Source organism: Pseudoalteromonas fuliginea, from assembly GCF_000690055.1.
Taxonomy (GTDB): domain Bacteria; phylum Pseudomonadota; class Gammaproteobacteria; order Enterobacterales; family Alteromonadaceae; genus Pseudoalteromonas; species Pseudoalteromonas fuliginea.
In genome coordinates, this window is sequence record NZ_JJNZ01000073.1 from 1 (window position 1) to 23,780 (window position 23,780).

The 23,780-nt window shown below is 38.7% G+C and carries 21 protein-coding genes and 2 pseudogenes; 9 read left to right on the forward strand and 14 right to left on the reverse strand.

The features are described 5' to 3' along the window. Positions 1–103: 103 nt before the first annotated feature. Positions 104–237, reverse strand: a pseudogene (locus DC53_RS22975) (transposase); the annotation flags it as partial. A 3-nt stretch (positions 238–240) separates the two neighbouring features. Here DC53_RS22975 and DC53_RS0120735 point away from each other — a divergent pair. Continuing rightward, a pseudogene (locus tag DC53_RS0120735) lies at positions 241–642 on the forward strand (group II intron maturase-specific domain-containing protein); the annotation flags it as partial. A gap of 97 nt (positions 643–739) precedes the next feature. On the opposite strand, the gene DC53_RS02950 reads toward DC53_RS0120735, so the two are convergent. Further along, complete coding sequence (locus DC53_RS02950; protein WP_033031596.1) at positions 740–2,557, reverse strand: serine hydrolase domain-containing protein; 1,818 nt, start codon at positions 2,555–2,557, stop codon at positions 740–742. 133 nt (positions 2,558–2,690) lie between these two features. Further along, positions 2,691–3,179 carry a DUF3658 domain-containing protein gene (locus DC53_RS02945; RefSeq protein WP_008137482.1) on the reverse strand — a complete coding sequence of 163 codons (489 nt, stop codon included), beginning with the start codon at positions 3,177–3,179 and terminating at the stop codon, positions 2,691–2,693. Between the two features lie 512 nt (positions 3,180–3,691). On the opposite strand from DC53_RS02945, the gene DC53_RS02940 reads away from it, so the two are divergent. Beyond that, positions 3,692–4,573, forward strand: coding sequence for a CPBP family intramembrane glutamic endopeptidase (locus DC53_RS02940; RefSeq protein ID WP_033031598.1), 882 nt, complete (start codon positions 3,692–3,694; stop codon positions 4,571–4,573). Positions 4,574–4,677: 104 nt separating this feature from the next. Then, positions 4,678–5,073, forward strand: coding sequence for a hypothetical protein (locus DC53_RS02935; RefSeq protein ID WP_033031601.1), 396 nt, complete (start codon positions 4,678–4,680; stop codon positions 5,071–5,073). A 13-nt stretch (positions 5,074–5,086) separates the two neighbouring features. On the opposite strand, the gene DC53_RS02930 is transcribed toward DC53_RS02935, so the two are convergent. The 4 genes from DC53_RS02930 to proB all read right to left on the reverse strand — a co-directional run bounded on the left by DC53_RS02930 (position 5,087) and on the right by proB (position 8,649). After that, the gene (locus DC53_RS02930) at positions 5,087–5,386 is read right to left on the reverse strand and encodes a hypothetical protein (protein ID WP_007377003.1); all 300 of its coding nucleotides are present in this window, start codon (positions 5,384–5,386) and stop codon (positions 5,087–5,089) included. A 159-nt stretch (positions 5,387–5,545) separates the two neighbouring features. Further along, positions 5,546–7,030: a glutamate--tRNA ligase gene (gltX, locus tag DC53_RS02925; protein WP_008137490.1), complete on the reverse strand. Its 1,485-nt coding sequence runs from the start codon at positions 7,028–7,030 to the stop codon at positions 5,546–5,548. 39 nt (positions 7,031–7,069) lie between these two features. Beyond that, on the reverse strand, positions 7,070–7,429 hold the full coding sequence (locus DC53_RS02920) for a glutaredoxin family protein (RefSeq protein WP_007377005.1): 360 nt from the start codon (positions 7,427–7,429) through the stop codon (positions 7,070–7,072). A 116-nt stretch (positions 7,430–7,545) separates the two neighbouring features. Next, complete coding sequence (gene proB, locus DC53_RS02915; protein ID WP_033031603.1) at positions 7,546–8,649, reverse strand: glutamate 5-kinase; 1,104 nt, start codon at positions 8,647–8,649, stop codon at positions 7,546–7,548. Between the two features lie 119 nt (positions 8,650–8,768). On the opposite strand from proB, the gene DC53_RS02910 reads away from it, so the two are divergent. Then, positions 8,769–9,728: a DMT family transporter gene (locus tag DC53_RS02910; RefSeq protein WP_033031605.1), complete on the forward strand. Its 960-nt coding sequence runs from the start codon at positions 8,769–8,771 to the stop codon at positions 9,726–9,728. Here the strand turns inward: DC53_RS02910 and DC53_RS21785 are convergent. From DC53_RS21785 to pdsO, 3 genes are read right to left on the reverse strand one after another with little or no spacing between them, the layout of a single operon-like run. Continuing rightward, positions 9,623–10,228 (reverse strand): class GN sortase, encoded by a 606-nt coding sequence (locus DC53_RS21785; RefSeq protein ID WP_081824594.1) that lies wholly within the window; start codon positions 10,226–10,228, stop codon positions 9,623–9,625. The genes DC53_RS02910 and DC53_RS21785 overlap by 106 nt on opposite strands. Next, complete coding sequence (locus DC53_RS02905) at positions 10,225–12,255, reverse strand: marine proteobacterial sortase target protein (RefSeq protein ID WP_033031607.1); 2,031 nt, start codon at positions 12,253–12,255, stop codon at positions 10,225–10,227. The genes DC53_RS21785 and DC53_RS02905 overlap by 4 nt, the downstream gene beginning before the upstream one ends. A gap of 45 nt (positions 12,256–12,300) precedes the next feature. Continuing rightward, the gene (gene pdsO / locus DC53_RS02900) at positions 12,301–13,032 is read right to left on the reverse strand and encodes a sortase-associated OmpA-like protein PdsO (protein ID WP_033031609.1); all 732 of its coding nucleotides are present in this window, start codon (positions 13,030–13,032) and stop codon (positions 12,301–12,303) included. Between the two features lie 204 nt (positions 13,033–13,236). Here pdsO and pdsR point away from each other — a divergent pair, with 204 nt between their 5' ends. From pdsR to DC53_RS22200, 3 genes are all read left to right on the forward strand, one after another. Further along, positions 13,237–13,926 carry a proteobacterial dedicated sortase system response regulator gene (pdsR, locus tag DC53_RS02895; protein WP_033031611.1) on the forward strand — a complete coding sequence of 230 codons (690 nt, stop codon included), beginning with the start codon at positions 13,237–13,239 and terminating at the stop codon, positions 13,924–13,926. Further along, complete coding sequence (gene pdsS, locus DC53_RS02890; RefSeq protein WP_033031613.1) at positions 13,926–16,064, forward strand: proteobacterial dedicated sortase system histidine kinase; 2,139 nt, start codon at positions 13,926–13,928, stop codon at positions 16,062–16,064. Before pdsR ends, pdsS begins: the two co-directional genes overlap by 1 nt. A 246-nt stretch (positions 16,065–16,310) precedes the next feature. Continuing rightward, positions 16,311–16,475 carry a hypothetical protein gene (locus DC53_RS22200; protein ID WP_002961633.1) on the forward strand — a complete coding sequence of 55 codons (165 nt, stop codon included), beginning with the start codon at positions 16,311–16,313 and terminating at the stop codon, positions 16,473–16,475. A 6-nt stretch (positions 16,476–16,481) separates the two neighbouring features. Here the strand turns inward: DC53_RS22200 and DC53_RS02885 are convergent, their stop codons facing one another. Continuing rightward, complete coding sequence (locus DC53_RS02885; protein ID WP_033031615.1) at positions 16,482–17,741, reverse strand: multifunctional CCA addition/repair protein; 1,260 nt, start codon at positions 17,739–17,741, stop codon at positions 16,482–16,484. 132 nt (positions 17,742–17,873) lie between these two features. Here DC53_RS02885 and DC53_RS02880 point away from each other — a divergent pair, with 132 nt between their 5' ends. Both DC53_RS02880 and DC53_RS02875 read left to right on the forward strand, forming a co-directional pair. Then, a complete protein-coding gene (locus DC53_RS02880) occupies positions 17,874–18,092 on the forward strand; it encodes a hypothetical protein (protein ID WP_033023621.1) in 219 nt (72 codons plus the stop codon). 128 nt (positions 18,093–18,220) lie between these two features. Further along, positions 18,221–18,658, forward strand: coding sequence for a hypothetical protein (locus tag DC53_RS02875; RefSeq protein ID WP_033031617.1), 438 nt, complete (start codon positions 18,221–18,223; stop codon positions 18,656–18,658). 376 nt (positions 18,659–19,034) lie between these two features. Here the strand turns inward: DC53_RS02875 and DC53_RS02870 are convergent, their stop codons facing one another. From DC53_RS02870 to DC53_RS02860, 3 genes are all read right to left on the reverse strand, one after another. Continuing rightward, the gene (locus tag DC53_RS02870; protein WP_007377015.1) at positions 19,035–20,186 is read right to left on the reverse strand and encodes a murein transglycosylase domain-containing protein; all 1,152 of its coding nucleotides are present in this window, start codon (positions 20,184–20,186) and stop codon (positions 19,035–19,037) included. A gap of 144 nt (positions 20,187–20,330) precedes the next feature. Continuing rightward, positions 20,331–22,418, reverse strand: a complete 2,088-nt coding sequence (locus DC53_RS02865; protein WP_008137513.1) for a winged helix-turn-helix domain-containing protein — start codon at positions 22,416–22,418, stop codon at positions 20,331–20,333. Between the two features lie 218 nt (positions 22,419–22,636). Next, positions 22,637–23,743, reverse strand: coding sequence for a metallophosphoesterase (locus DC53_RS02860; protein WP_033031619.1), 1,107 nt, complete (start codon positions 23,741–23,743; stop codon positions 22,637–22,639). Positions 23,744–23,780: the final 37 nt, after the last annotated feature.

The window sequence follows — 23,780 nt, forward strand, 5'->3', positions numbered from 1 at the left end:
CTGTCTGTAAAATGTGCTTTTTTCATAATTTTCTCCTGTGTTTACAATAAGAGAAAATTCTACGTTTGGCATCTATTATTTTTCGGGGGGATTACCCCCCTTTTTAATGCATCGTGTTTTGCAGCTTTTCTATATTATGAACAAGGCAATACAGTTGCCGCAGCGTAAACTAAGGGTATCCACTTTCGCTTGGCTCCGTAAGGTCAATTTATTCATGCCTTTATTTACTGTAATATTCCGCTAAAGAAATTTAAAGCAAATGTAAGAGAGCTCACTAACCGCAACAGGGGGATCTCAATGACCCTACAAATTCATAAACTCACGCAGTATTTACGTGGCTGGGGACACTATTACCTAATAGCCAACGCTTATCAGTTAACGGTGGATTTAGATCATTGGATCCGCCGTAGGATAAGAATGTGCTACTGGCGGCAATGGCGTAAACCACGCACGAAAGTACGCAGTTTAATAAAGCTGGGGGTTAGCGAACGACTCGCCATAGCCTGTGGTATCACCAGCAAAGGGCCTTATCGAAGCTCGAAAACAAAAGGAATTAACATTGCGCTAGGCAATGACTATTTAGCGTCACAAGGTTTAGTGTCATTGAGAGGTATTTGGATCAATATTCATTACGGGAGATGAACCGCCCATTGCACTTCCTGTCAATAAAAAGCGCATGATGGGTGGTGTGGGGGCTGGAGGTTAGAGACCTCCGGCTACCCGATTAAAGCGCTACTCTTTATTGCCAAAATATAACGGGGAGCTGCCCCCAGAAAATCAATACTAAAACTAATTGTACCGATATCAAAATTGCCGCAACATCCAATTTAATTAGTTTACTTTGTAATTTTACTCTTAGAGAAATCCATAAAGAAAATAACAGTGTTAGTGGCAAAATTCCTGAAAGAAAAGCCAAGGAAACACTTGCCGCTGTAATATCACCAAATTGTAGAAAGGATTGCTGAACATAGAGGTATACAGGAAAGCTGAACAATAGTAGGTTTATAAATCCCCATTTTATTCGAACGAAGCTTTCTTTGTCTCGTTTAATGACCCTAATTAATCCGACTAAAAATATATAAAACAGTCCTATTAGACCAAAGCTTAAGCTTAACCAATAAAGTACCAATGCTATAATTGAAACTTGCTTAAACGTTTTAAGACCATTACTAAGAAACAATCTCCTCTCACTATCCCAATAGAAAACATGGGAAGCTTGTGTCCTATTAACATCTCTAAATAAGTGATCGCCGACTTGAATTAAGCGCCTATCGGCATTTTGCAATGACTTCATTAGAAGGTGCTCGTTTGATTGTTCTAACCAAATAAAATTGAAAAGCATATCAATGAATTCAAATTCGGCCATGTTATTTGGGGATGGTAGATAAATGCCCTCCAACTTTGACAACCCAATTCCCTTTCCCGTGCTCTCTGCAATAGACGCTGACACCACGCTTAGTTTATTGATAAATAATTTATTAAACTTTTCATAGTCGGCAGTTTCGTTATCCGTGTTAGCGGCGTAAAAAAATCCCTTTTTTTCATCTGGAAAAAGGCAAATATAGGCTCTAAATCCAAATGTTGTACCTGGATGACACATGCCAAGCACGTTATGCCGATCTCTATTAGCAAACGCAAGGCCATGCCCAATATTCAGGCCTTCTATATGTGCTTTAGTGTTGAAAGGATTAGTAAGCATTTTCATATGCTCAGGTTTTACAAAATTTTGACCATTTACTTTGCCTTCATTCAAAATAAAATTCATAAACTTAGCCATGTCAGGGGCGGTAGTTGTGAATTGTCCCGAAGGTCTAAGATAGCTAGGCACAGCAATTTGAGTAACATTATTTTCATGATAGCCCATTGCTAATAAAGGATCGGCGTACTGACCTTGTTGGCTGATAAACTCAAAGCTACTGTCATACATTTCTAAAGGAGCTAAAAGGTTGTCATCGAGGAACTCTTCATAACGCTGGTTGGTTACAGCTTCTATAACCATTGCAAGTAATGTATATCCCATATTGGAATATGAGTATTGCGTTCCTGGTTCAGTTCTAATCTTTAATAAGTTTTGTCTGCTTGATTCAAAAGCTTTTCCAAGTGGCGTATTTGGCAAAGGTTTAGTGCTTAGTAACTGCCACATCCTGATATTGTCTAATCCAGCAGTATGATCGAGTAAGTTTTTGACCTTGATAGGTGAACGATGATGCCAAACATTGTCGAAGTTCAATCCTGGCAATAGTGCTTCAATATTGCTATCTAATGAGAGTCTTCCTTCAAATATTAAATGGAGAACGCCCATTGCCAGAACCGATTTGGTAACTGAGCCTACATGCATTTTTTGTGCAGGCATCATATGTTCAAGTTTTGAAATATTTGCATATCCAACACTACCAACCTCAACATGCCCCTTTGAAATTGTTGACCAAGATAATCCTACAATATCTTCAGTGTCGATAGTATTTTGGATTTCGGTTTCAATATGAGTATCGCTTTCGGCATAAGCAATATTTAATGAAAACAAAACTAAAAATAATGATAAGAACTTTGGGTGCATCAACTTCTCAGTATACGACTAGCGCTTTAACGCCAAAATAACAGGCTAAGTAATGGTTGGCTAAAATTGTGTAGCGAAGCGAAACGTAGCCAACTGTTACGTGTCCTTGTTGATTTTCTTGTTATGTTTCGATTTACATATCAGGTAATTTAACTTCACTAAACCTCATAGCACCAAGATTTCCTTGTGAATCTAACTTTCCACGCTTTACCAAAGATTTTATTCTTTCCGCATAAAAAAGATCTGGCAAATTAAATGAATCAAGTTCATTTTGCATTGATATGCCTATAACACGCGCTACTTTCCGAAATTTAGACCTAGTGTTCGATAACAAAAATCCGTCAATTTTATCTAATTCATCCGGAGATAACTTCGAACAAACCTCTGCTTGCTCTGCTGTCAAAGGCGGATCTAAACTAATTTTAATTTCTGTTTTTAAGTCTGGAAATTGGTGGTAAATTTGTTCCTGAAATTCTCTAATTAGACCTATAGTTCGACCTAAGCCACCAACACTATACCTAATATCTCGTTCTTTTGATGTGAAATAAGCTTGTTCCATAACTTGCTCTATCAAACGAATAGATTGATTCAGTTGCTCATTCATAACTTCATCGGCTGACACGAAATACTCCTAGAAACATAACAATTTTGTCTACGACATTTGTCGTTTTATAAACCGACAAATGTCCATATTACAATGCATTTATCTTAACCATCAAATAAACATATGTAAACAATTGGTTAAATGAAAATTATTTTTAATCAGTGCAAAAATACACCAAAATGGTGGAGATCAGTAATATTGGACAAAACAACAATCACTGTCTGTATTCACAGCATTTATTAACCTAGGCAACCAACTAAATTGATAACAAAAGACGGTGTTACTAATAACAAGTACTGCTTTGGAAGTTGCTTTTTATAGGCTGACCAAGATCAAATTTTAATTTCATACACGTAAGTACTGCCTAGCTACTTATCGCTCATTACTGTCTGTTTAATAAGATAAGCCTGTTCATTAAATCTATAAACACACACCAACGATGACAGTACCGATTAGTGAAAATATAATGGTTTATTAATACAAAATTGCACGTTATTGTTTAGTACTTAACACTAGAAAATGATAAATAAATGGCTTTTTATATTCTGGCATTGTCAATATTATGCGTTTTTTCTCGCTGCAATATTCTTATAATACGACAACCCCTTTGGCACTACTTAGTAGCTTTAAGTGTTGTAAGTGCTTATGCTGAAGGTTATATAAATTTATATGCTCTGCTGAGCACTGGGCTTTACGTTGTTTTATACTACTGTGCGCTAAATACAAAGCGGGCAATAATACGCACTATATTAGGTACTGTTTTTGTTATTACCTCATTAGCATTAGCACTTCATTGGGTGCCTGGTTTTAGTAACCTCCCTATTGTTATAAACGAGCGTATTACCAGCGATGCGATTACTTTTACCCTTTATGCTAATTTTGATAAAGCTATGGCTGGGTTATTTCTTTGTGCTTACTTTTTTTCAAACTTAGATTCAAATAAAAGGCCTTTAAAAGCAGACTCTAATAAAGCGGGTCAATTAAACGTTAAACAACCCATTTTAATAGTTATTGCTACTGTTTTAGCTACGCTCATAGCGGCTTTAATGCTTGGACTTGTAAGCTTTAACCCAAAAGTGCCCGACTTTTGGTTAGCCTTTATTGCTATTAATCTTTTATTTACCTGTGTTGCCGAGGAAGCTTTATTTCGAGGTTTACTACAAACTAAGCTTAGCCAAATTATTACACCAACCCGTTTAGCGTTACTTGCTCCTTTAATTACGGCTGGTATTTTTGCTTTGGCACATTTTGCAGGAGGCATTAACTATGTGCTGGTCTCGTTTATAGCAGGCTTAGGATACGGCTATATTTTTTATAGAACGCAGCGCTTAGAGTGGGCTATTTTATGCCATTGGTTGGTGAACGTTTGCCACTTCTTTTTGTTTACTTACCCTATGCTCAGTAAAATCTAAATACATTTACAAATGCTAACAATTTACTTAGTAGTAAACATTGCCCGCATTTGATTTTGTTAGTAATTTACTATTTCAAATAATAAATTAAGGGACTAATAAATATGCGGCGTTTTATAACAATAATGAGTGTGGTGTTCGTGTTAACTGGCTGTTCTGGCGTTACTTTTCATACAGATATAGACAACGGCGTTTTATCTCAAGAAATTGGCACCTATGTTAATAAAAGAGATTTACAGCAGTTTTATAGCGACCAAGAAGCACACGAAAGTGGCGCTACCCTTTTAGGGCGAATAGAAGGTGAAAGCTGTGATGGCGACGGTATGGGTAGCAATAATGTAGGTTACAATCGCTCTAAATCAAATGCTATCGATTTACTTAAAGCTGATGCCATGCGCAGAGGCGGGAATGCTTTTACTATTAACTCTTGTAGCGAAACGTCTGTATCGTATTGCGACTTATCTGTTTTATGTAGCGGACAAGCCTACGACTATCAATAAGTAAAAGTGCAAATTATATATTAAGCGCAAAGCTAAGTAGTACGCGCTTTCCAGACTCGATTTTAGATACGCTGTGTTCGTACTTATCGGGTCTAAACAAATACACACGATTAAATAAATTTATAATGCATTTTGAGCATTTAAATACCCCACCTGTTTTAGGTTGCTCTAATACAAAATTGAGCTTGTAATAGCGCCCTTGCTGCACGGGATCAATATGGTTCATTACGCTGTGATTAGTTGGGTAAGTAACAAGGTTTATCGAGAATGTATTACTGCTAAAAATAGCTTTGTTTTTAACGGTTGCAATCATACTGCCTCCTATGAGTTTATATGCCTTATTGTAGCATTTAGTAAATTATGAATACTTAGGCTAAACAATATCAAAATACGATGTCATATAGCTAAACAGCCTGAAACAAAAAAGCCGAGCTTAGTAAAGCTCGGCTTTTAAAAGTACATTGTTTAGCAATTATGAACTTGGGTATTCGCGGTACGCACGCTCTATATTTTTAGCCTGCTTTTTAGAAATACCTAAATGAGCAAGGGCTACACGTAAACGAGCACGTGATAAGTCAGACCCCAATATTTCCATTGCATCAAGCACTGACGTACTTGATGTTTTGCCTGTAATTGCGACAAAAATTGGCTCTAAAAAGTCTTTAATTTTAAGCTCGTGGAATGTTGCCACTTCTTTTGCAATTGCAAAAATAGCTGGCTTTTCAAAGCTACGTAAACCTTCAAGCTGCCATACAAAAAATTGCAGCGCTTGGCGAATCACGTTTTCGTCTGCTTTGCCGGCTGTTAATAGCGCAGGATCGTAAGTTGGAATACCACCTACAAAGTGCCCTGCAAGCTCAACCATATCCGACAGCGTATTAATACGTGTTTTAACTTCTGGTAATATTTTAGCGAGCATTTCGCCGTTAAACTTCCAATCAACAAAGCGCTGAATTAACTGCTCGTCGGTTAGGTTTTCGCGGATCCACATGCCGTTTAACCAGCTTAATTTATCTACGTCGAATACTGGACCACCAAGCGATACGCGCTTCATGTCGAAGTTTTCAATCATCTCATTAAGTGTGAACTTTTCACGCTCATCAGGCATTGACCAACCCATACGACCTAAGTAGTTAAGTACGGCTTCTGGCAGGTAACCCATTTCTTTATAGTAATTAATAGATGTTGGGTTTTTACGCTTAGACAGCTTTGATTTATCTGGGTTACGTAGTAATGGTAAGTGACCAAGTACTGGCGCTTCCCAACCAAAATCTTCGTAAAGTTTTAATAACTTAGGTGCTGAGTTGATCCACTCTTCACCACGGAAAATATGGCTAATTTGCATGTGGTGGTCGTCAACTACGTTCGCTAAAAAGTACGTTGGGAAACCATCTGCTTTTAATAACACTTGCATGTCTACGTTTTCCCACGGGATCTCAATTTCATCACGTAGGTAGTCGTTAAACTTAAATGTGCCTTCGCTTGGGATTTTCATACGTATAACGTAAGGTTTGCCTGCCGCTAAGTTTGCTTTAATTTCTTCATCTGTGTGGTTTAAACCACGACCGTCGTATTTAGGGCGCAAGCCTTCTGCCATTTGCTCTTCACGCATTTGATCAAGCTCTTCGCTTGTTGCAAAGCAGTAAAACGCTTTGCCATCGTCAACTAACTGATGCGCGTATTTTTTATATAAATCGCTACGCTCAGATTGACGGTAAGGACCAAATTCGCCACCCACATCAGGACCATGATCCCACTCAAGCCCTAACCAACGTAGGCTATCCATAATCGCAAGTTCAGACTCTGGCGTGCTACGTACTTGGTCTGTATCTTCTATACGAAGTACAAATTCACCGCCTTGTTGTTTAGCAAAACAGTAGTTAAATAAGGCGATATAAGCGGTGCCAAGATGCGGGTCACCAGTTGGCGACGGGGCAACACGGGTGCGAATTGTCATGGTATATTCTCTTTAAATAAGTGAGATAATAAAAGTGGTTTATGCAGCTACTTTGTTTAAGTAAGCAATAATATCGTTTGATTCATACAGCCATTGTACTTGACCGTTTTGCTCTATACGCAGGCAAGGAACTTTAACTTTACCGCCTTGCTCTAGTAGCTCTTGACGATATTGCTCATTGTCTTTTGCATCACGCGTTTCTATGTTTAAGCCTTCGCGTTTAATGGCGCGACGTACTTTTACACAAAACGGGCATGCTTTAAATTGATACAGTTTAAATTGTGAGGTTTGCAGATCAAGCTGTGCTTGCTCGTCGCTTGCGCGCTTTTTACTGCGAGGAGTAAATACAAAATTAAAAAATAAGATTATACAACCTAAAAACCAACGAACTAATTTCATGTTCTGTGCTCTGCTTACAACAATTTAAGGAGCCAGATTTTAGCACAAATTTACAATCAAAAAAGTGTAATACTGCGAGAATTACACCCAAGTAATTTAATTTACTAAAAGTGCTTCTATAGCAATACCATATCATCCCTATGAAGTACTTCTGCGCCACTATCGTAATCAAGTAATTGGCCTATTTGACTAGAATGAGCACCCTTTATTTTATTTACCTCGGTACTACTAAAGCGCGTTAAGCCTCGTGCAATCACTTGATTTTTATTATCTATTAAATCAATTAAATCACCGCGTTCAAAACGTCCAAATGCATTAGTAACGCCTTTAGCAAGTAAGCTTGCACCTTTATTTTGAAGGGCACTAATAGCACCTGTATCTATAACAATTTGGCCGGTACTTTTAGGCCCAGCGAGTAGCCATTTTTTACGGCCATCTTTTGGGGCGGTGAGTTTTAAAAAGCGCGTACCTGGTAACTCGTCACTCATACATTTTAAAATAACGTTTTTACCTGCGCCTTTAGCAATAATAACTTCAACGCCTGCGCGCCTTGCAATGTCAGCGGCTTGCAGTTTAGTCGCCATGCCGCCAGTACCTAAATTTGTGCCACTGCCACCAGCAAGTTGGCGCAGTTCATCGTTTATGTGTGTTACTTCGCCAATGAGGGTGGCATCGGCGTTTGTGCGAGGATCGCTGGTAAATAACCCTTCTTGATCGGTAAGTAGCAGTAACTTATTAGCATTAGCCAAAATAGCGACAAGTGCCGATAAATTATCGTTGTCGCCTACTTTTATTTCGCTGGTTGCGACTGCGTCATTTTCGTTAATGATGGGTACAACGTCGTAATTTAATAACGCATTGAGTGTATCGCGGGCATTAAGGTAGCGCTCTCTGTCGTCTACATCGGCGCGAGTAAGTAGCATTTGCCCTACGTTTACACCGTATAAAGCAAATAGGCTCTGCCAAATATGAATAAGTTGACCTTGTCCAATTGCAGCAAGCATTTGTTTATCAATTAAGCTTCTGCCACAGGGTTTTAATAGTTGTTCGCGCCCAGCAGCAACCGCGCCGCTCGATACTAAAATAACGTGATGACCCTGCTTTTTAAGCTCGCAGCATTGGCGTACCAATTCAACCATGTGTGCTTTATCTAGTTTATCTGTGCCGCCAGTAAGTACGCTTGTACCAAGCTTTACAACTATTACCTGTTCCCTTTGCATGTGCTTTTTACTACTGATTAATTAAAGATGAATTAATTTATACCAGCTCGGTATTTTTGAACAAGTTAAAAATATTCATGCTAGGATCTGATTTTATTAAATTATGTAAATTACTCTCTATGCCTGCCAGTTTATGTTTAATTATTGCCACCTTTTTATGGGGCAGCTCTTTTATAGCGCTTAAATACGCCATTGCCATTTACGACCCTGCATTGGTGATATTTTTACGCATGCTCACTACGTTAGTTTTGTCGCTTTGTTTATGGCGCTACGTTATTCGGTTTGAGTATTTAAAAGGTGACTGGAAGTATTTAGTGGGTATGTCGCTTGCTGAGCCTTGCTTGTACTTTTTATTTGAAGGCCATGCAATGGAATACACATCGGCCTCGCAGGCCGGTGTTATTGTGTCGTGCTTGCCCATTATTATTGCGCTACTTGCCTTTTTATTGCTTAAAGAATACATAAGTAAATCCATCGTGGTCGGTTTTACGCTGTGTATTGGCGGCAGTATTTTACTTACGCTTCTTTCACCAAGTTCCGATCAAGCACCTAATCCGTTGTTAGGTAACTTTTTAGAGCTTATGGCTATGGTGTGCGCTGCATTTTATACCGTAAGTGTTAAACATTTAGCTAATCGCTACTCGCCTCTTACTTTAATTGCGTTGCAAGGTATTAGCGGCAGCTTATTTTTTGCGCCGTTTTTATTTTTTATCGACCTACCAAGCGAAAACCAACACGACTTAACTGCGCTTATGAGCATTTTGTATTTAGGTTCGTGTGTAACCCTTGGCGGCTACGGCATGTATAACTATGCTATTAGCAAGGTATCGGTATTAACCGCTGCGGCGTACTCTAATTTAATTCCTATTTTTACACTTATTTTGTCAGCGATTATTTTGGGCGAAGTACTCAACGTTTGGCAATGGTTGAGCATATTTGTGGTATTTATTGGCGTAATGGTAAGCCAGCGTCATCAAGAACTTGTGGTTGATATACCGCTTAGTGAATCAGGCGAAGACATTTGCGCAGATACAAGCAATCTTAAATCAGTACCCGAGGCAAGCGAATCAAAAGGGTAACAGGTAAGCAAATACAGCCCAGGTGTTTGTAAAAATGAGTTTTGGGATTGATGAATAACCTCAATCCCCGTTACCTTATAATTTTGAATCACCCCACTTTGCAGTTGCAAAGTAAACGCCTCTCCCACTTTGGCGTTTTGTAAAAATGCAAAGTGGGTGTCGTTATGCCCGGCTATTAGCGCGCCCTTTTCGTTTCCAAACTCTTTTCCGCCAAGCTCTCCTGCGGGTAAAAATTGGCTAGGCGCAAACGCTAAGTTACGGCCACTCGCTCCAGCCAATACACTTAATGTCTTATTATGACTTGGCCAATCAAGCTTTGCAGTAACGTAGCTGTCGGCGTAATACCACGGTTTTACTTTAGTGCCGGGTGATTTAAGTGCCTCTTGCCATGCTTGCTCAATTAATACTTGAGCAAGCCACGCTTTTGCCTGCATATAAGCGCCGTGACCAAATAATCCAAGCCCAGCTATTAGTAAGCCCACGCTTAGCCACTTTTTCATTTATATTCCCTACTTAATTTAAGCCCTCGATTTATTTTAAGCGCGCCAAATCCCAATAATAAAAAACAGCCTAGTAATATATGTAACCTGCTTTGCCCATCGGTTTGCGGTAAACGCATTGCCATACCTTGTGGTAATGCATTAGTAGCTTGCGCCGTTTGCTCTGCCAGTTCTTTTATCTGAGTTTGTTCAATCGCTATAAAAGCAGTAAACGGGCTAAGTAATTGATGAGTAAGCGCAAGCTCCTGTACTTCATCTTTAACTGTATTTTGCTCGTTGTATAAAAGTAATGACTTGATTTTTTGGCGCGCCCATAGTTTTGCAATACCTTGAGCGTTTGAGCTATTTTGTGTGCTTAATTTAATACTTAAAGGACCTTGTGCTGTTTGCCCAGCAAGTACCAAATTTTTAGCATTATTAAGTTTTATAGCGACCATGATAGGCTCGCCAAAATATAAATCAGGTAGTGGTGATGGTGAAAAATCTAAGCTGTTACCGCTTTCGTCGCTTAGCGCCAAATTAGTAATAGCCGGATGTGCTAGCTTATCAAACAACTGCTGCATTTTAGGTTGCACCTCGCTTGTGCTGCCTATAAACGTAAATGAGCCTTTGCCTATATCTGCCGCTCGGCGCATAAAAAAGCTATTCGGTGCGCTGCCAATACCCACTGTAAATAAGCGGCTATCGCCTAACTTACTTTGAATATTTTTAAATAATGCATCTTCATTACTTACGCTGCCATCAGTTAAAAATACAACTTGGCGTACAAAACCATCAAACTCGCTGCCATCAAGTACGGCATTAAGCGCACCTTGTATTTCAGTGCCGCCGTCGGCTTCTAGGCTATAAATAAATCGCTCTGCACGGCGTAAATTAAAGTCACTGGCTATAAGTGGTTTATCGCTCATTGGAGTTACTATGTTGTCAAAACCAATAATGTTAAAGCTGTCGTCGCTATCAAGTAATGAAAGTGCATAAAACAAGGCTTTTTTAGCTTGCTCCATAGATTGCCCGTGCATAGAGCCAGACGTATCAACTACAAATACCATTTCGCGAGGTAATCGCTGAGTTTGTGTAAAATGATCCCCCGGTGGCATTAGCATAGCAAGCCCGTATCGGTCACCATTTTCAAACTGCTGAGTAAAAAATGCGGCTTGAGCTTGCTCTTTTTGCAGCGGTTTAAACTCAAGTAAAAAGTCGCGATTAACTGTATTTGTCTCATTTAACGCTATTTTATATTGTCCAAACGCAGTGTTTTGTACATCAACATTATGATATTTAGAATTGATATCCACCAGCTCTAAGCCTACGTCTATATCAATGTTTAAGCTAAATTGGCTGCTTGGTACGTTATCAGTTTGAGTACTATTTTGAGTGATGTTTTGAATGCTGTAAACAGGGCTTAACCACCCAGTTGGGAGTGGGTTAGTATGCGTTTGGTTTTGAGTATTAACCTCAACCTCACCACTAATCGCGTGATAACGCGGTGTAATAATAGTAGGAAATCTAATAGCAAATGTGCCGCTGCTGTAGTCAATTATTTCTTGATACTCAAGCTCAATAATCACTTGCTCACCAGGACCAATGTTTGCCACATTCGTAATAAACATATTGGCGCGTTGCTGGCGTACAAGGGCCGCTTGCTTACCTGCTTTTTTAGCCTCTTCGTATTTTTTTTCGGCTTCCACTTTTTTATCAATTTGGCCTTTAATGACTCGCTCACCTATACGCATCGTCATGGCATGCACGGCGCTTTCATCTGGCAATGGAAAAACGTAGCGCGCGTTAACTGCAAACGGGTTTTCGTTTTGATAGGTCTGCGTTACTACAACGTGATTAATTAAGCCAGTTAAGGTCATATTGGCATCGCTTTTTAATATTATTGCTGGGCCTGCTGGCGCACCATTGCTATCAAAAAGTTCTAACTTGGGTGATTGCGCATGGCTTTTGAAGCTCGCTAACAGCACAATCGCTATGAATATAAAAATGCTTACTTTAGTAAGCATTTTGGTCGGTTTACTCAACATAAATCACTCCATCGAACGCTTTGTTTTACTTAGATTCAGTTAGATTTAGTTACTCGCCATTTGGCCATTTGCTGGGCTCATTGAGCGAGTGGTAAGCGTTACGCGTCTATCAAAAAAGTTATCTTCCACCGTGTTGCTGTTAGCCAATGTTTGCTGCTCGCCAAATGCCTGCGTACTTAAGCGTTTGTGGCTCACACCGTGTTTTATTAAATAGCTTTGCACGGCATTTACACGCGCTTTGGAAAGTAAAAGATTAGCTTGCTCATCGCCGCGTTGATCGGCAAAGCCACTTAAATCAAGTGCGAGTTGTGGTTGGTTGTTTAACAAGGTAACGAGTTGGTCTAACTGCAGCGCAAAATGCGGGGCAATAACACTTGAACCTGTTTTAAATTGCACCGTCATCGCCAATAAGTTATTAATTTGAACTTGAGTTAACTGCTCATTTTGATTGGCAAGTACTTCTAACTGCTGCTCTAACATATTGTTGTGGTTAAGCACGTGTTGGTAATCGCTGGTTTTTTCTTTCATGACCGTAATTGCACGCTCTTGCTCTGCAATTTTGTTATCAGCTACTTTTGAATCACCTATTAAGCCACCGGCAAATGCACCAATAAACGCACCAATTGGTCCGCCCACTACGCCGCCAATAATAGCGCCTGCACCTAGCCCAATAGCCGTTTCTTTATGGGCTTCTTTTGATGGCGTGTTAGATGTTGAGGCAATTGCTGGAGTACAAAAACTAGCAACGAGTGTTAACGCAATTAATGTCTTCTTCATGATTTGATCCTTAAACTTACTTTTTAATTTGTGATGTTTTGTTTTGATGGGTGTATTAAAACAAGCTCAAGTGGCAGCAAAGGGGATCAAAAATGGCAAACTGCTGAGCAATTGTGGCAAAAACATGGCAATTGCCTTTTTAACCTTACTTAGCTTAAAAACTTCGATATAGTGCACAACAGAGCCGATAGGATAATGATTAAAATGAAAAAAATAGCCATCGTTGAAGATGAACCCGCAATCCGCGAAAACTACATAGAAATGCTGAGCGCACAGGGCTACCAAGTAAGTGGCTTTGAAAATCGCGCCTGCGCTGAAGCTGCATTTAAAAACGCCCTGCCCGATTTAGCCATTGTTGATATTGGCCTAGGCCATGAAATAGATGGTGGTTTTTTACTGTGCCAAACATTGCGATCGCTTTCTAAAACACTGCCTATTATTTTTTTAACCGCCCGCGATAGCGAAATAGATACCGTATGCGGCCTGCGCATGGGCGCCGACGACTACCTAACAAAAGACATAAGCTTGGCTCACTTGGCTGCACGTATTGGTGCGCTGTTTCGCCGCATGGAAGCGCTTGAACAACCTGCTGATGCAAACGCCCTCATAACACGCGGGCAGTTAACACTCGACACGCAACGTATGCAGGTATTTTGGCAACAACAATTAGTTGATTTAACCGTAACCGAATTTTGGATGCTGCATTCACTCGCCCAGCGGCCAGGCCATGTTAAAAGCCGTAACGATTTAATGAGCGATGCAAAAATTTATGTAGACGACAGCACTATTACTTCACACGTAAAACGTATTCGTAAAAAGTTTATAGCACTCGATAGCACCTTTGATTGCATAGATACAGTGTATGGCATGGGCTACAGGTGGGAACAACACTAATGCTACGATTTGGTCTGCGCAGTAAATTTATATTACTTTCATGTTTTTTGTTTTTGCTGCCGTGGCTTGGCTACGAGTACGTATGGGAAATGGAAAAGTTTTTACGCCAAGGCCAAGAAAAAACCCTAGTAGGCACCACTCGTGCTCTTGCTACTGCATTACATGAGCGCCCCGCATTATTTGACGAGCAAACCAACTTTTTAGACCAAGTAGTAAAAGGCCGCGATTTATACGCTTATAATCTTAAAAACCCTATTCAGCTCGACGGTAAACTTAACGATTGGGACAGCTACCAACCGCTATTTTGGCATTACGACAAGCGCTACTTACAAAAAACAGATAACAAACATCAAGCCAGTGACTTATCGTTTGATCACATGGTGGGAAAATTTGATAACTACTTATACGCCGTATTTAAAGTCACCGACAATACCCTTATTTATCGCGCTAAAAATAGCTTAAGCATTACCAATAACGATTATTTACAAATTGGCCTAAAAACGCCAGACGGCCAGTTTAATACTTACATTATTGCGCCGCGCCAAGATGGCTGGGTTAATGCATTTGATGCAAATACCAAAGCCCCTTTTACAAAAATTCAGGGCTATTTTGAAAGTACCAAATCAGGTTATAACGTAGAGCTGCGCTTTCCTATTAGCATGCTGGGCAACAAACTTGGCTTTGCTATTGTTGACATAGATAGTAAAGGGGCACTGCTCGAGCCTAAAATAATGTCGACCTCAAACTTAAATAACCCAAACGATTTGGGCTCGGTATTAGTCCCTTCCCCAGAAATTAGCCGTATTTTAAAAGGTATGGGCCACAGTGGTAGCCGTATTTGGGTGGTTGATAACCATCATCGCGTACTTGCGCAATCGGGTACTATTCAAAATGCAGATGGCGTATGGGCTGATGGGCTTGCTAACCAAGTACCTGAAACTTGGTGGCAGCGCTTTGAGCAAAATTACTTACACCCAATTTACTATAAAATATTAACGCGCCCCGAAAATGAGTTTTTAGATACCCTGCACGATGTAGCTTCTATGCAGGGCACACATTTAGCGAAAGCCTTAAAAGGACAACCAGCATCGTCTTGGCGCTTAACCCCCGACAGCAAAGCCGTTATTTTATCGGCCGCTTACCCTATTTGGATTCAAGACCAAGTAATTGGCGCGGTAATAGCAGAGGAAACCACAAACGGCGTACGTACGCTGCGTAACAAATCGCTCGAAAAACTGTTTAACGTTATTTTAGCTGTGATGCTAATTGGTACCGTGACTTTATTCTTTTTTGCCTCACGTATATCGAACAGAATTAGGCGGCTGCGCGATACTGCCGAGCAAGCAATTGATGCGCAAGGGCGTGTTACCGGCAGTATTAATTACAGTGATGCTAACGATGAAATTGGCGATCTGTCTCGTAGTTTTTCAAACATTGTAAGCCGACTTAGCGGCTATACCGATTACTTAGAAAACATGTCGTCGCGGTTATCACATGAGCTGCGCACGCCGGTTGCCGTAGTGCGCTCGTCACTCGAGAACTTACAAAGCTTGCCACAAAACGAGCTGAGTCAAAAATACCTCGATCGCGCCAGTGAAGGTGTTGAACGCTTAGGTAAAATAATAACCACCATGAGCGAAGCTACTCGCCTTGAGCAAAGTATTCAAAGCAACGAGCCTGAGCCTTTTGATTTACAAAAAGTAATAAATGGCTGCATGCAAGGCTATCAGCTTACTTACCCACACCAGTTATTTACGCTTGATGTATGCCAAAGCAAATTACCTATGCAAGGTGCACCGGAGTTTATAGCCCAGCTGCTTGATAAGCTTATCAATAACGCGATGGAGTTTCGTGAAGCCAATACGGCGATTAATGTGAGCCTTATGCAAACTGAAAATAAAGCAATATTAACTGTGAGAAACACAGGCCCCGCGTTACCAGAAGGACTCACTGAGCATATTTTTGATTCAATGGTGTCAGTACGTAGCCAGCAAATGCAGCAACAGCCACATTTGGGGTTAGGGCTTTATATTGTAAGGCTGGTGTGCGATTACCATAAAGGCAGCGTAACTGCGCAAAACAACGAACAAGCCGATGGTGTCGTATTTACCGTAACACTGCCGTTAGTAAATGGTTAAGGCTGTATTTATACCGTTATATTTATAGCCACAGCACTATATGCAAATAGTAAGTACGTAATAAATTAAGCTGTATATTTTTAGTTAAAAAGAGTTAATTTACCTTAACTCCATATAAATTAACAAAAAACCCCTCTCACCCCTTAAAACCTGCCGATTACAATTTAGTACAACTTCATATGTAACTATTCACTTTTAATTCAGTCGAACGACCATACCCTAGTTGCTTATTGAGGAGATTACTTTATGAAAGAATTACTAGAACGTGAAGAGCTAGACTTTATTTTTGACCTATATAGGCCATCTAAAAAGCCTAAATCTGAAAATGTAAAACCAAAGAACGCTAATTATAAAGAACTTCGAAAACCCGACATACCTAAAAACGAAGGCGTGTCACACTATTTAATTTAACTCAGCCTAACGTTGTTGAGCTTCCAATTTCTCGCTTTGTAAAAATGCTTTAATGCAATTTATTTCTGCTAGTTTTACTTCTTCGCCTATTTCAGGGCCTTTTTTGCCATTTTTAAGCGCATCTTGCACTACTTGCTTCTTATCCATTTTTTGCAGCTCAGTATGAATTGCTCGCAGTTTAGCTGCTTGCGGGTATGGCTTATCAACCAGTGTTTCACCACGCCCTTGTGCATCGCATTGGCATGCTTGAGTAAACGCTATAAAACGTTCTGGGTGTACCAAAGCATTTAAGTTAGTCACTATTAGCTTGTGAACGGTTTGCGGCCTTAACTGATCAATTGTGTGGCAAAGGGTGTGATTATCACTGGTGAGTACACCAACATCGCGAAAGCGATTAGGCACTTTTAAGCGCTCACAAAACGCCTCAATAATTGCAACACCTTCGCGTTCGTGCCCACGTAAGTTTCCATACTTTTTAAAACTAAGCGCCTTACCAAAGTCATGAGTCAGCGCTGCAAAACGAGTTTCCAAATCAAAATTTAAATCTGCGGCGCGTCTAAGTACCAACATAGTATGCACAAATACATCCCCTTCAGGATGATGGTTTGCTGGCTGCGGTACATTAACCATGCGCTCAAGCTCTGGAAAAATACCCAAGCCTTGCAATGCTTCAAAATAAAGCTCAGGGTGCTTTTCACCCAGTGCTTTTTCTGTTTCAAGCCACACGCGCTCAGGTACTAAATGATTTAGCTCACCTTTATTTTTAAGCTCGCGCATCAATGCATACGTACTTGGGTGAATACACCAATCGCTGCCATAGCGCGCTAAAAAACGGGCAATACGCAGTACCCGTACAGGGTCTTCTACAAATGCAGCGGTGGTATGGCGCAGTATTTTATTTTGTAAGTCAGTTTGGCCATTAAACGGGTCAATAATATTACCGTGTTCGTCAAGCGCCATTGAATTTATAGTTAAATCGCGTCTTGCTAAATCTTCTTCGAGCGTAACAGTTGGGCTTGCATCAACCACAAAGCCAGTATAGCCTTTGCCGCTTTTGCGCTCTGTGCGCCCTAGTGCATATTCTTCTTTTGTTTTTGGGTGCAAATAAACCGGAAAGTCGCTACCTATTGGTACAAAACCGAGCGACTGCATTGTATCAGGCGTTTCACCAATCACTACATAGTCGTTATCTTTTGATTTTATATTTAGCAGTTTGTCGCGCACTGCACCGCCAACGAGGTAAACTTGTTTTAAGTTACTTTTCACTTTATTCCCAATAACACTTGCCCAATTGTTTGACGCTAATCATATCATTAATTAAAAAATTCTGCGGTATTTGCCAAGCCTAAACAAGCTCATTACAATGGCGCATTATTTTTAGCTATAGCCTCGTATTCAATGAAAAACCATTCATCAAAAAAAGAACTCATGTTACTACCCATTTTATTAGTGGTTATTTTAATGTGCGTAGCAGGTCACTTTTTACTACAAGCAAACTTTCAAGACAGTAATGTGGTTGAATACATGTTGGCAGCACTGCCGTTTGCTATGTTTGGATTGGTTATTGTGGCGTTTAAAATGGCGGCTAAGAGTGAAAAAGAAGAACAGGAGGAATAACTGATTTTTCGTGGCGTAATTAGCGAGGGTATAGTTACCAATAGGTCATGCCTTATCCTTCGGTGTAAAAACGAGATTCCAATCCAGCCTAACACTTCATTATTTATGAGCCATGGGGATATATTGCAATGTCAAAAGAGTACTTAAAAGAGCATCGGCTAGGCGAAGTCATCGCACTAATTCAGGTCTTAGCATTCCATCGACATACAAGTCGTAGTGAAAAAGGCTTAATTGAAGAACTAAAACTAATTCCAAGGTCTGCGAATTCTTGGGTGGAGCTATCAAAATCCCACCCTGAGCTATTTCGTGTTAGAGATGAGGAAGATAAAATAAATAGGGTCTCTTTAGTATCTCGTTACGTAGCATCTTACGAAACCAAAAATGATAAGAAAATACGTGAGCGATTAGAGCCGAGTTTAGTGCAAAAATTAATAGAAGTTGCTATTGAAATTCATGATAGGCAGGTTTCAAACTTTGAGCGATGGAAGGTTATAGTCCCACTACTAGTAGCATGTATTAGTGCAACGGCTGTCATAACTGCAACTCTAATGAAGATAGCTAATTAACAGATAACAACACACGCTGATGAGCACTAATACTTATTTTCCACCGCAGATTTTAGTAGCGTTGTTCCGTTATTTTTCAATGCAGTAAGGAAGCTGATTCATCATAGGGCGTATGTATTTTCAAGCACCTAAATAATATTCACTTAAATGCCAATGTTTTGAAAGTAAACAAGATACACAGCCTAAAAAAACACACAAAGAAAGTAAAGCCACTCCCTCTCAACCTAGCCACTCAAACACCAGTAACAGCCTTTAAACGGCAGTTAAAATAGCACCAAACCTCCTTTTAATATTTCACCTGAAATTGAAGTAACCGATTGAACCAAAACAGGAACTCAGCTATGGTTTGTTTATCAATAACAAATAAATTTGAAACTTATTGATATGCTTTTTCTGCTACGGTCACTTTTTCTAAGTAATGTCTCGATTCAGCTCTAGAGTGCTTAGTTGTGAGTATTTTATAAAACTGACTCGACGTTAGTTGGTTAATTTTTGAAAATGCGATTGTTCTATTTGAATTAAATATTTTTAGTACATTACCTGCGCCACCGTTATATGAAGAAATCATGGCGTAATGTTGGTTTTGTTTGGTTTGTATTTTATTTAAATAGCTATTTTTTAGTACACTTAAATACGCACTGCCAATATCTATATTTCTTTTAGGATCAAACAATACTTCTTTACTGGGCTCCCCTGGTATTTTCTTTATTTTTTGATAGACGTCTCTTCCTGCGCGCGATGGAATTATTTGCATTAAACCATACGCATTTGAAGAACTTACTGCGTAAGGGTTAAAGTGACTCTCTGTTTCAATAATACCGTAGATAAGCGACGCAGATATTTGGTATTTCTTTGCCGCAGCCAAAACATACTCACTGTATTTTTGTTTTCGTAAGTGAGCGTTTTGTTCTACCAGAGGAAAAGATACCGATGTAATTGAATGACCATCACTACGTTTTTTTTGCACCTTAGTGTCTACTAAGTAACGAGCAAAACGATTTGCCCGCCATTGGTATTTTATGGGGAGCCCGTCTTCATCAAGCACTTGTTGATACAAAAAAGGTTCATCCCCTAAAATAGGCGATTCACTGGTAAAAATGTCTGTTTTATGTGGATCACTTGAGGTCAATAATGTCATTACAATTGCTTGAGTTAGAAGCGAATTGGTATTTTTAGTGGCTATGGTTTCGACCTGTACCATATTACGGTCAAAATCAATAACAGCGCGTGCTTGGTAATCATTGCTGTATTTTACATACTTTCTGCGTGTTGGTTGCTGAGTATTTTTTTTACCCCATTTACGACTAACTACACTTTCTAACGTTGCTAATAGCTGACTAACGCTCCCCACTTGCTGCTTAATTGAACGCCGCGTTTTTTTTACTTGTTTTTCAATTGCTTTAACATCGGTGGGATTGTTTTTTACTTGTTTTGCAAGTTTATTGAGATCCCTTACTGGCGCTAAGTGCGATATTGACTCGCAACCGGTCAATAATAGAATAAACACTAAGAAGCCATACTTTTTCACAACTTATCCCTATCTTTTTTAAGTAACACTATGAAATATTTAGCTAAAACTAATTTATGGCAGCCTACTTAGGGCCAACTTTATATTCAATTAGCTATTGTTCAAACTAATAGCAAAGCATTTATGTTACTCATTCATTGAAAATCAATTAAATAATGGGTGATGTAATTGATTAATATTAGATTGTTCCGATAGACTTTTAGTAAATAACAGTTTTTTATGTAAAGGGATCATAGAAAAAGGCTCTGAATCTAAAATAGAGATTGTTGGGACATACAAAATATCGGTCAATAGTTTTTTCCCAATATTAAAACGTTTTATTGAATCCCCTGCTTTATCACCACTTTTAAAATAAACTTCATGGTTATGTATACTCCAGCCATAGCGAGTACCAAACTGTTTTCTATCGAGTAGTTTTACAGGCATATGAGGTTCATTTATATCAACCTTATATAACTCCTTTTTATTATCTACATATACGAGTATTTTATCACTATCCATATAGCCAAAACGTCCATTATTATCTGTTACTTTTTTTGTCATAAGCGTATTAGTATCTAATAAATAGAGTTCACGTTTTCCAGCTACATTTAACCTTATTACAAGATCTTTGTTATTAGGATGCCAAGTAGGGCGACCAAACTTATCTAATGTAATATTTAAGCGATTGATTTTTTTTGTTACTGAATTATAAACATAAATTTCATTTTCACTCTTACTAATTGCACTCGCAAATACTAATTTCTTACCATTATTAGACCAAAGGGGATATTTAGCATTCTTTTTTAAATTAGTAAGCTGCCTGCGATTACTGCCATAAATATCAGATAGCCACACTTCGTAATAACCACTTTCATTTGATAGATAGGCTAGCTCTTGGGATACCTCTGAATAAGTAGGGTATTTATTGCTAAACTCAGATTCAATAACGGGATAAATACTAGTACCAACCGATGTAGAAAGATCGTAACCCGCTATATAGTAAGTTTCTCGGCGCTTTTGGTAAAATAGACTGCCGTCTGCAGAAAAGCTAGGAAAGCCAAACCCAGATATATTTAAAGGTGTTTGCTTCAAGGTTTTTAAATTAAGTATAAACCCTGAATGCTTATCTGCTTTTTGACTTCCAAAGACAAGCAAATCGTTACTTTTATGCCAGGTCATCCCCTCAATATCATTATGCTTAAATGTAACTTGCTGAGCAGCTTTGGTTTTTAAGTTTACTATAAATATATTTTCGCTAGTATTACTTGCACGCCTTGCTACGGCAACGTATTCACCATTAGGAGAAAAAGCAATATCACGTTCTCTGTATGCGCAATTGTCTTGGCAACTAAACCGCTCAGGCTTTGCTTGATTATTATTTAAATTTAAAAAGTAAATGCCGTCTTCTATATCTCCTGTCACTTTAGAATTAAAAGCGAGCGTCCTTCCATCTGATGACATTGCAATATATTTAACTCCAGTTGTAACTGGACAAGTAGCTAGTTTAGTTTCCTTCTTACTAATTAGTTCAAACTTTATAACAAAGCACTTAGAGGCAGTTGTAGATAAAAAATAAATATATTGTTGATCAAGGCTCCAAACAGCTCGACTATAGGATGCATTAGTAATAGTAAGCTGTATAGGTGGCACTTGAGGTGCAGCTAACTCTTTTAAATATAAGTGACGCCCTGCATTATTAGCCCATATATAAATCACTTTTTTACCATCCGGTGAAGGTGAAACAAATAATTCACTACCAGGGTCTTTAGTTATTTGCGTAACAGTGGCATTAGCTGCCTTTTTAGGCGCTAAGTAAAAAGAAAGTAAGCCTATGATTATAGTTATTAAAAATAGTGTGGTTAACCAAGGTATAGCATTAGATTTGTCGTTTTTACTTGAAAGGGAAGGAGCTTGTTCTACGTTAACGGCTTGTGGTTTAACTAATAACTTATAACCTCGCTTGCGTATTGTTTCTATTACACAAATTTCATTATTAGGATATTTAAAACATTGCCTTATTTGCCAAATGGTATTAGTAAGTGCTTTTTCCCCTACGAGTTCATTATTCCCCCAAACATGCTCAATTAATTCAGCGCGAGAAACAACACGAGGGTAATGTAAAACCAAATAGCAAAGTACCTCTGTTACTTTTGGTTGAATTGATTGCTTATTTTTAGTGTTGATTAAAATAGCATCTTCTTGAGGCAGCACAGTATAGGGACCCAGAAAAAAAGGCTGTTCAACATTCATAATGAAATACTTACCTTACTATTTTATTTAAAATACAAACAATTACATCTAAAACAATATTTCACTGTTTACGAGTTATTATTTTATTCTACATGAGTTAAGTAATTAAAACACAAATGTTGGATAGGTGAATGCTGGTTTTTAATTTAGTCACGATGAATTATTGACTATTCCAATAAAAATAAAAAAGAGCAAGTAATCCGCCCCTTATATTAAGCTTAATTTAATGCTAAACGTTTGCCTGATAAAGTGCCTCGACTAAATAGACCATTTTCTATAAATAAAATTTCTCCGTACTCACCATTTTTAATACTGCTATCGATTGCGATCACCTTACCTTGGTAGCGCGCCTCTATTCGTTTTTGAGAGGTGTGTCCCACCACTATATTTTTAATTTCAAAATGTTGTAGCAACAAATCGATTTCTATATCTGTTGCACCATCATCTTTAAAATATCCGCGATACCAAATAGGCCCGTTCTTTTTGTGTAATTCTTTTGCAAAGCCCTCTCTAGGGTTATCTAGCTCAACTTTAACTAAATTTTGTTTAAAAACTGTGTTTATCGATTGCAATGACACTGCACTTTTAGCAAAGTCGGGGTGAAAACCCCCATGAGCAAATAAATAATCATCTATTTTTACTAACACCGCTTTGCTCCGTAACCAACGACCAAGAATAGTGTGCTTATTAAATAAACTAACAAATTCTACATCAAGTAACTTTGCCGTGCGGACATATTTAGCATGCAGGTAACGTAAGTCGTTATTCAGTACCATAACCTCATGATTACCTAATAATAAATGCAAAGAGCCACCAGCTTGCTTAGCTTGTTGCTCAAGTTCAAAAATAAACCATAGAATTTCAGTTACTTTATCACCACGATCAAATATATCTCCGGTAATCACAAAATGGCCATCACCATAGCTCCACTTGCCTTCATTATTTATAATTTTGTTATTGGTTAATAATTGCATCATTAAATCAAACTGTCCGTGCAAATCACTTAGAGCCGCTATTTTAGAAACTCCAGTAAATTCAATTAGATCCTCAGTAAACTCAAGGGTGTTTACCTCTGCTGTTAAACCGCACTGAGAAAAATAAATTGGTATGCTTTTAAATTCTGTTGCTTGGTGTTTCGCCTGATCGTTACAAATCCAAGCTATGTCTAATACAGAGTTACTTTCAGCAATATAAGGACCGTCTTTTAGTACAAAAAACTCATTAATTGTTGTTTGTTGATTTTTTGTGTACAAGTCATATTCAAAAAATGCATATAACCCAGAACATACTAATAAAGGCAGTAGTAAAAAAAATATATGTTTCATATTTAACCTTAAGAAAACCACATCCTTGTGGCAAAAA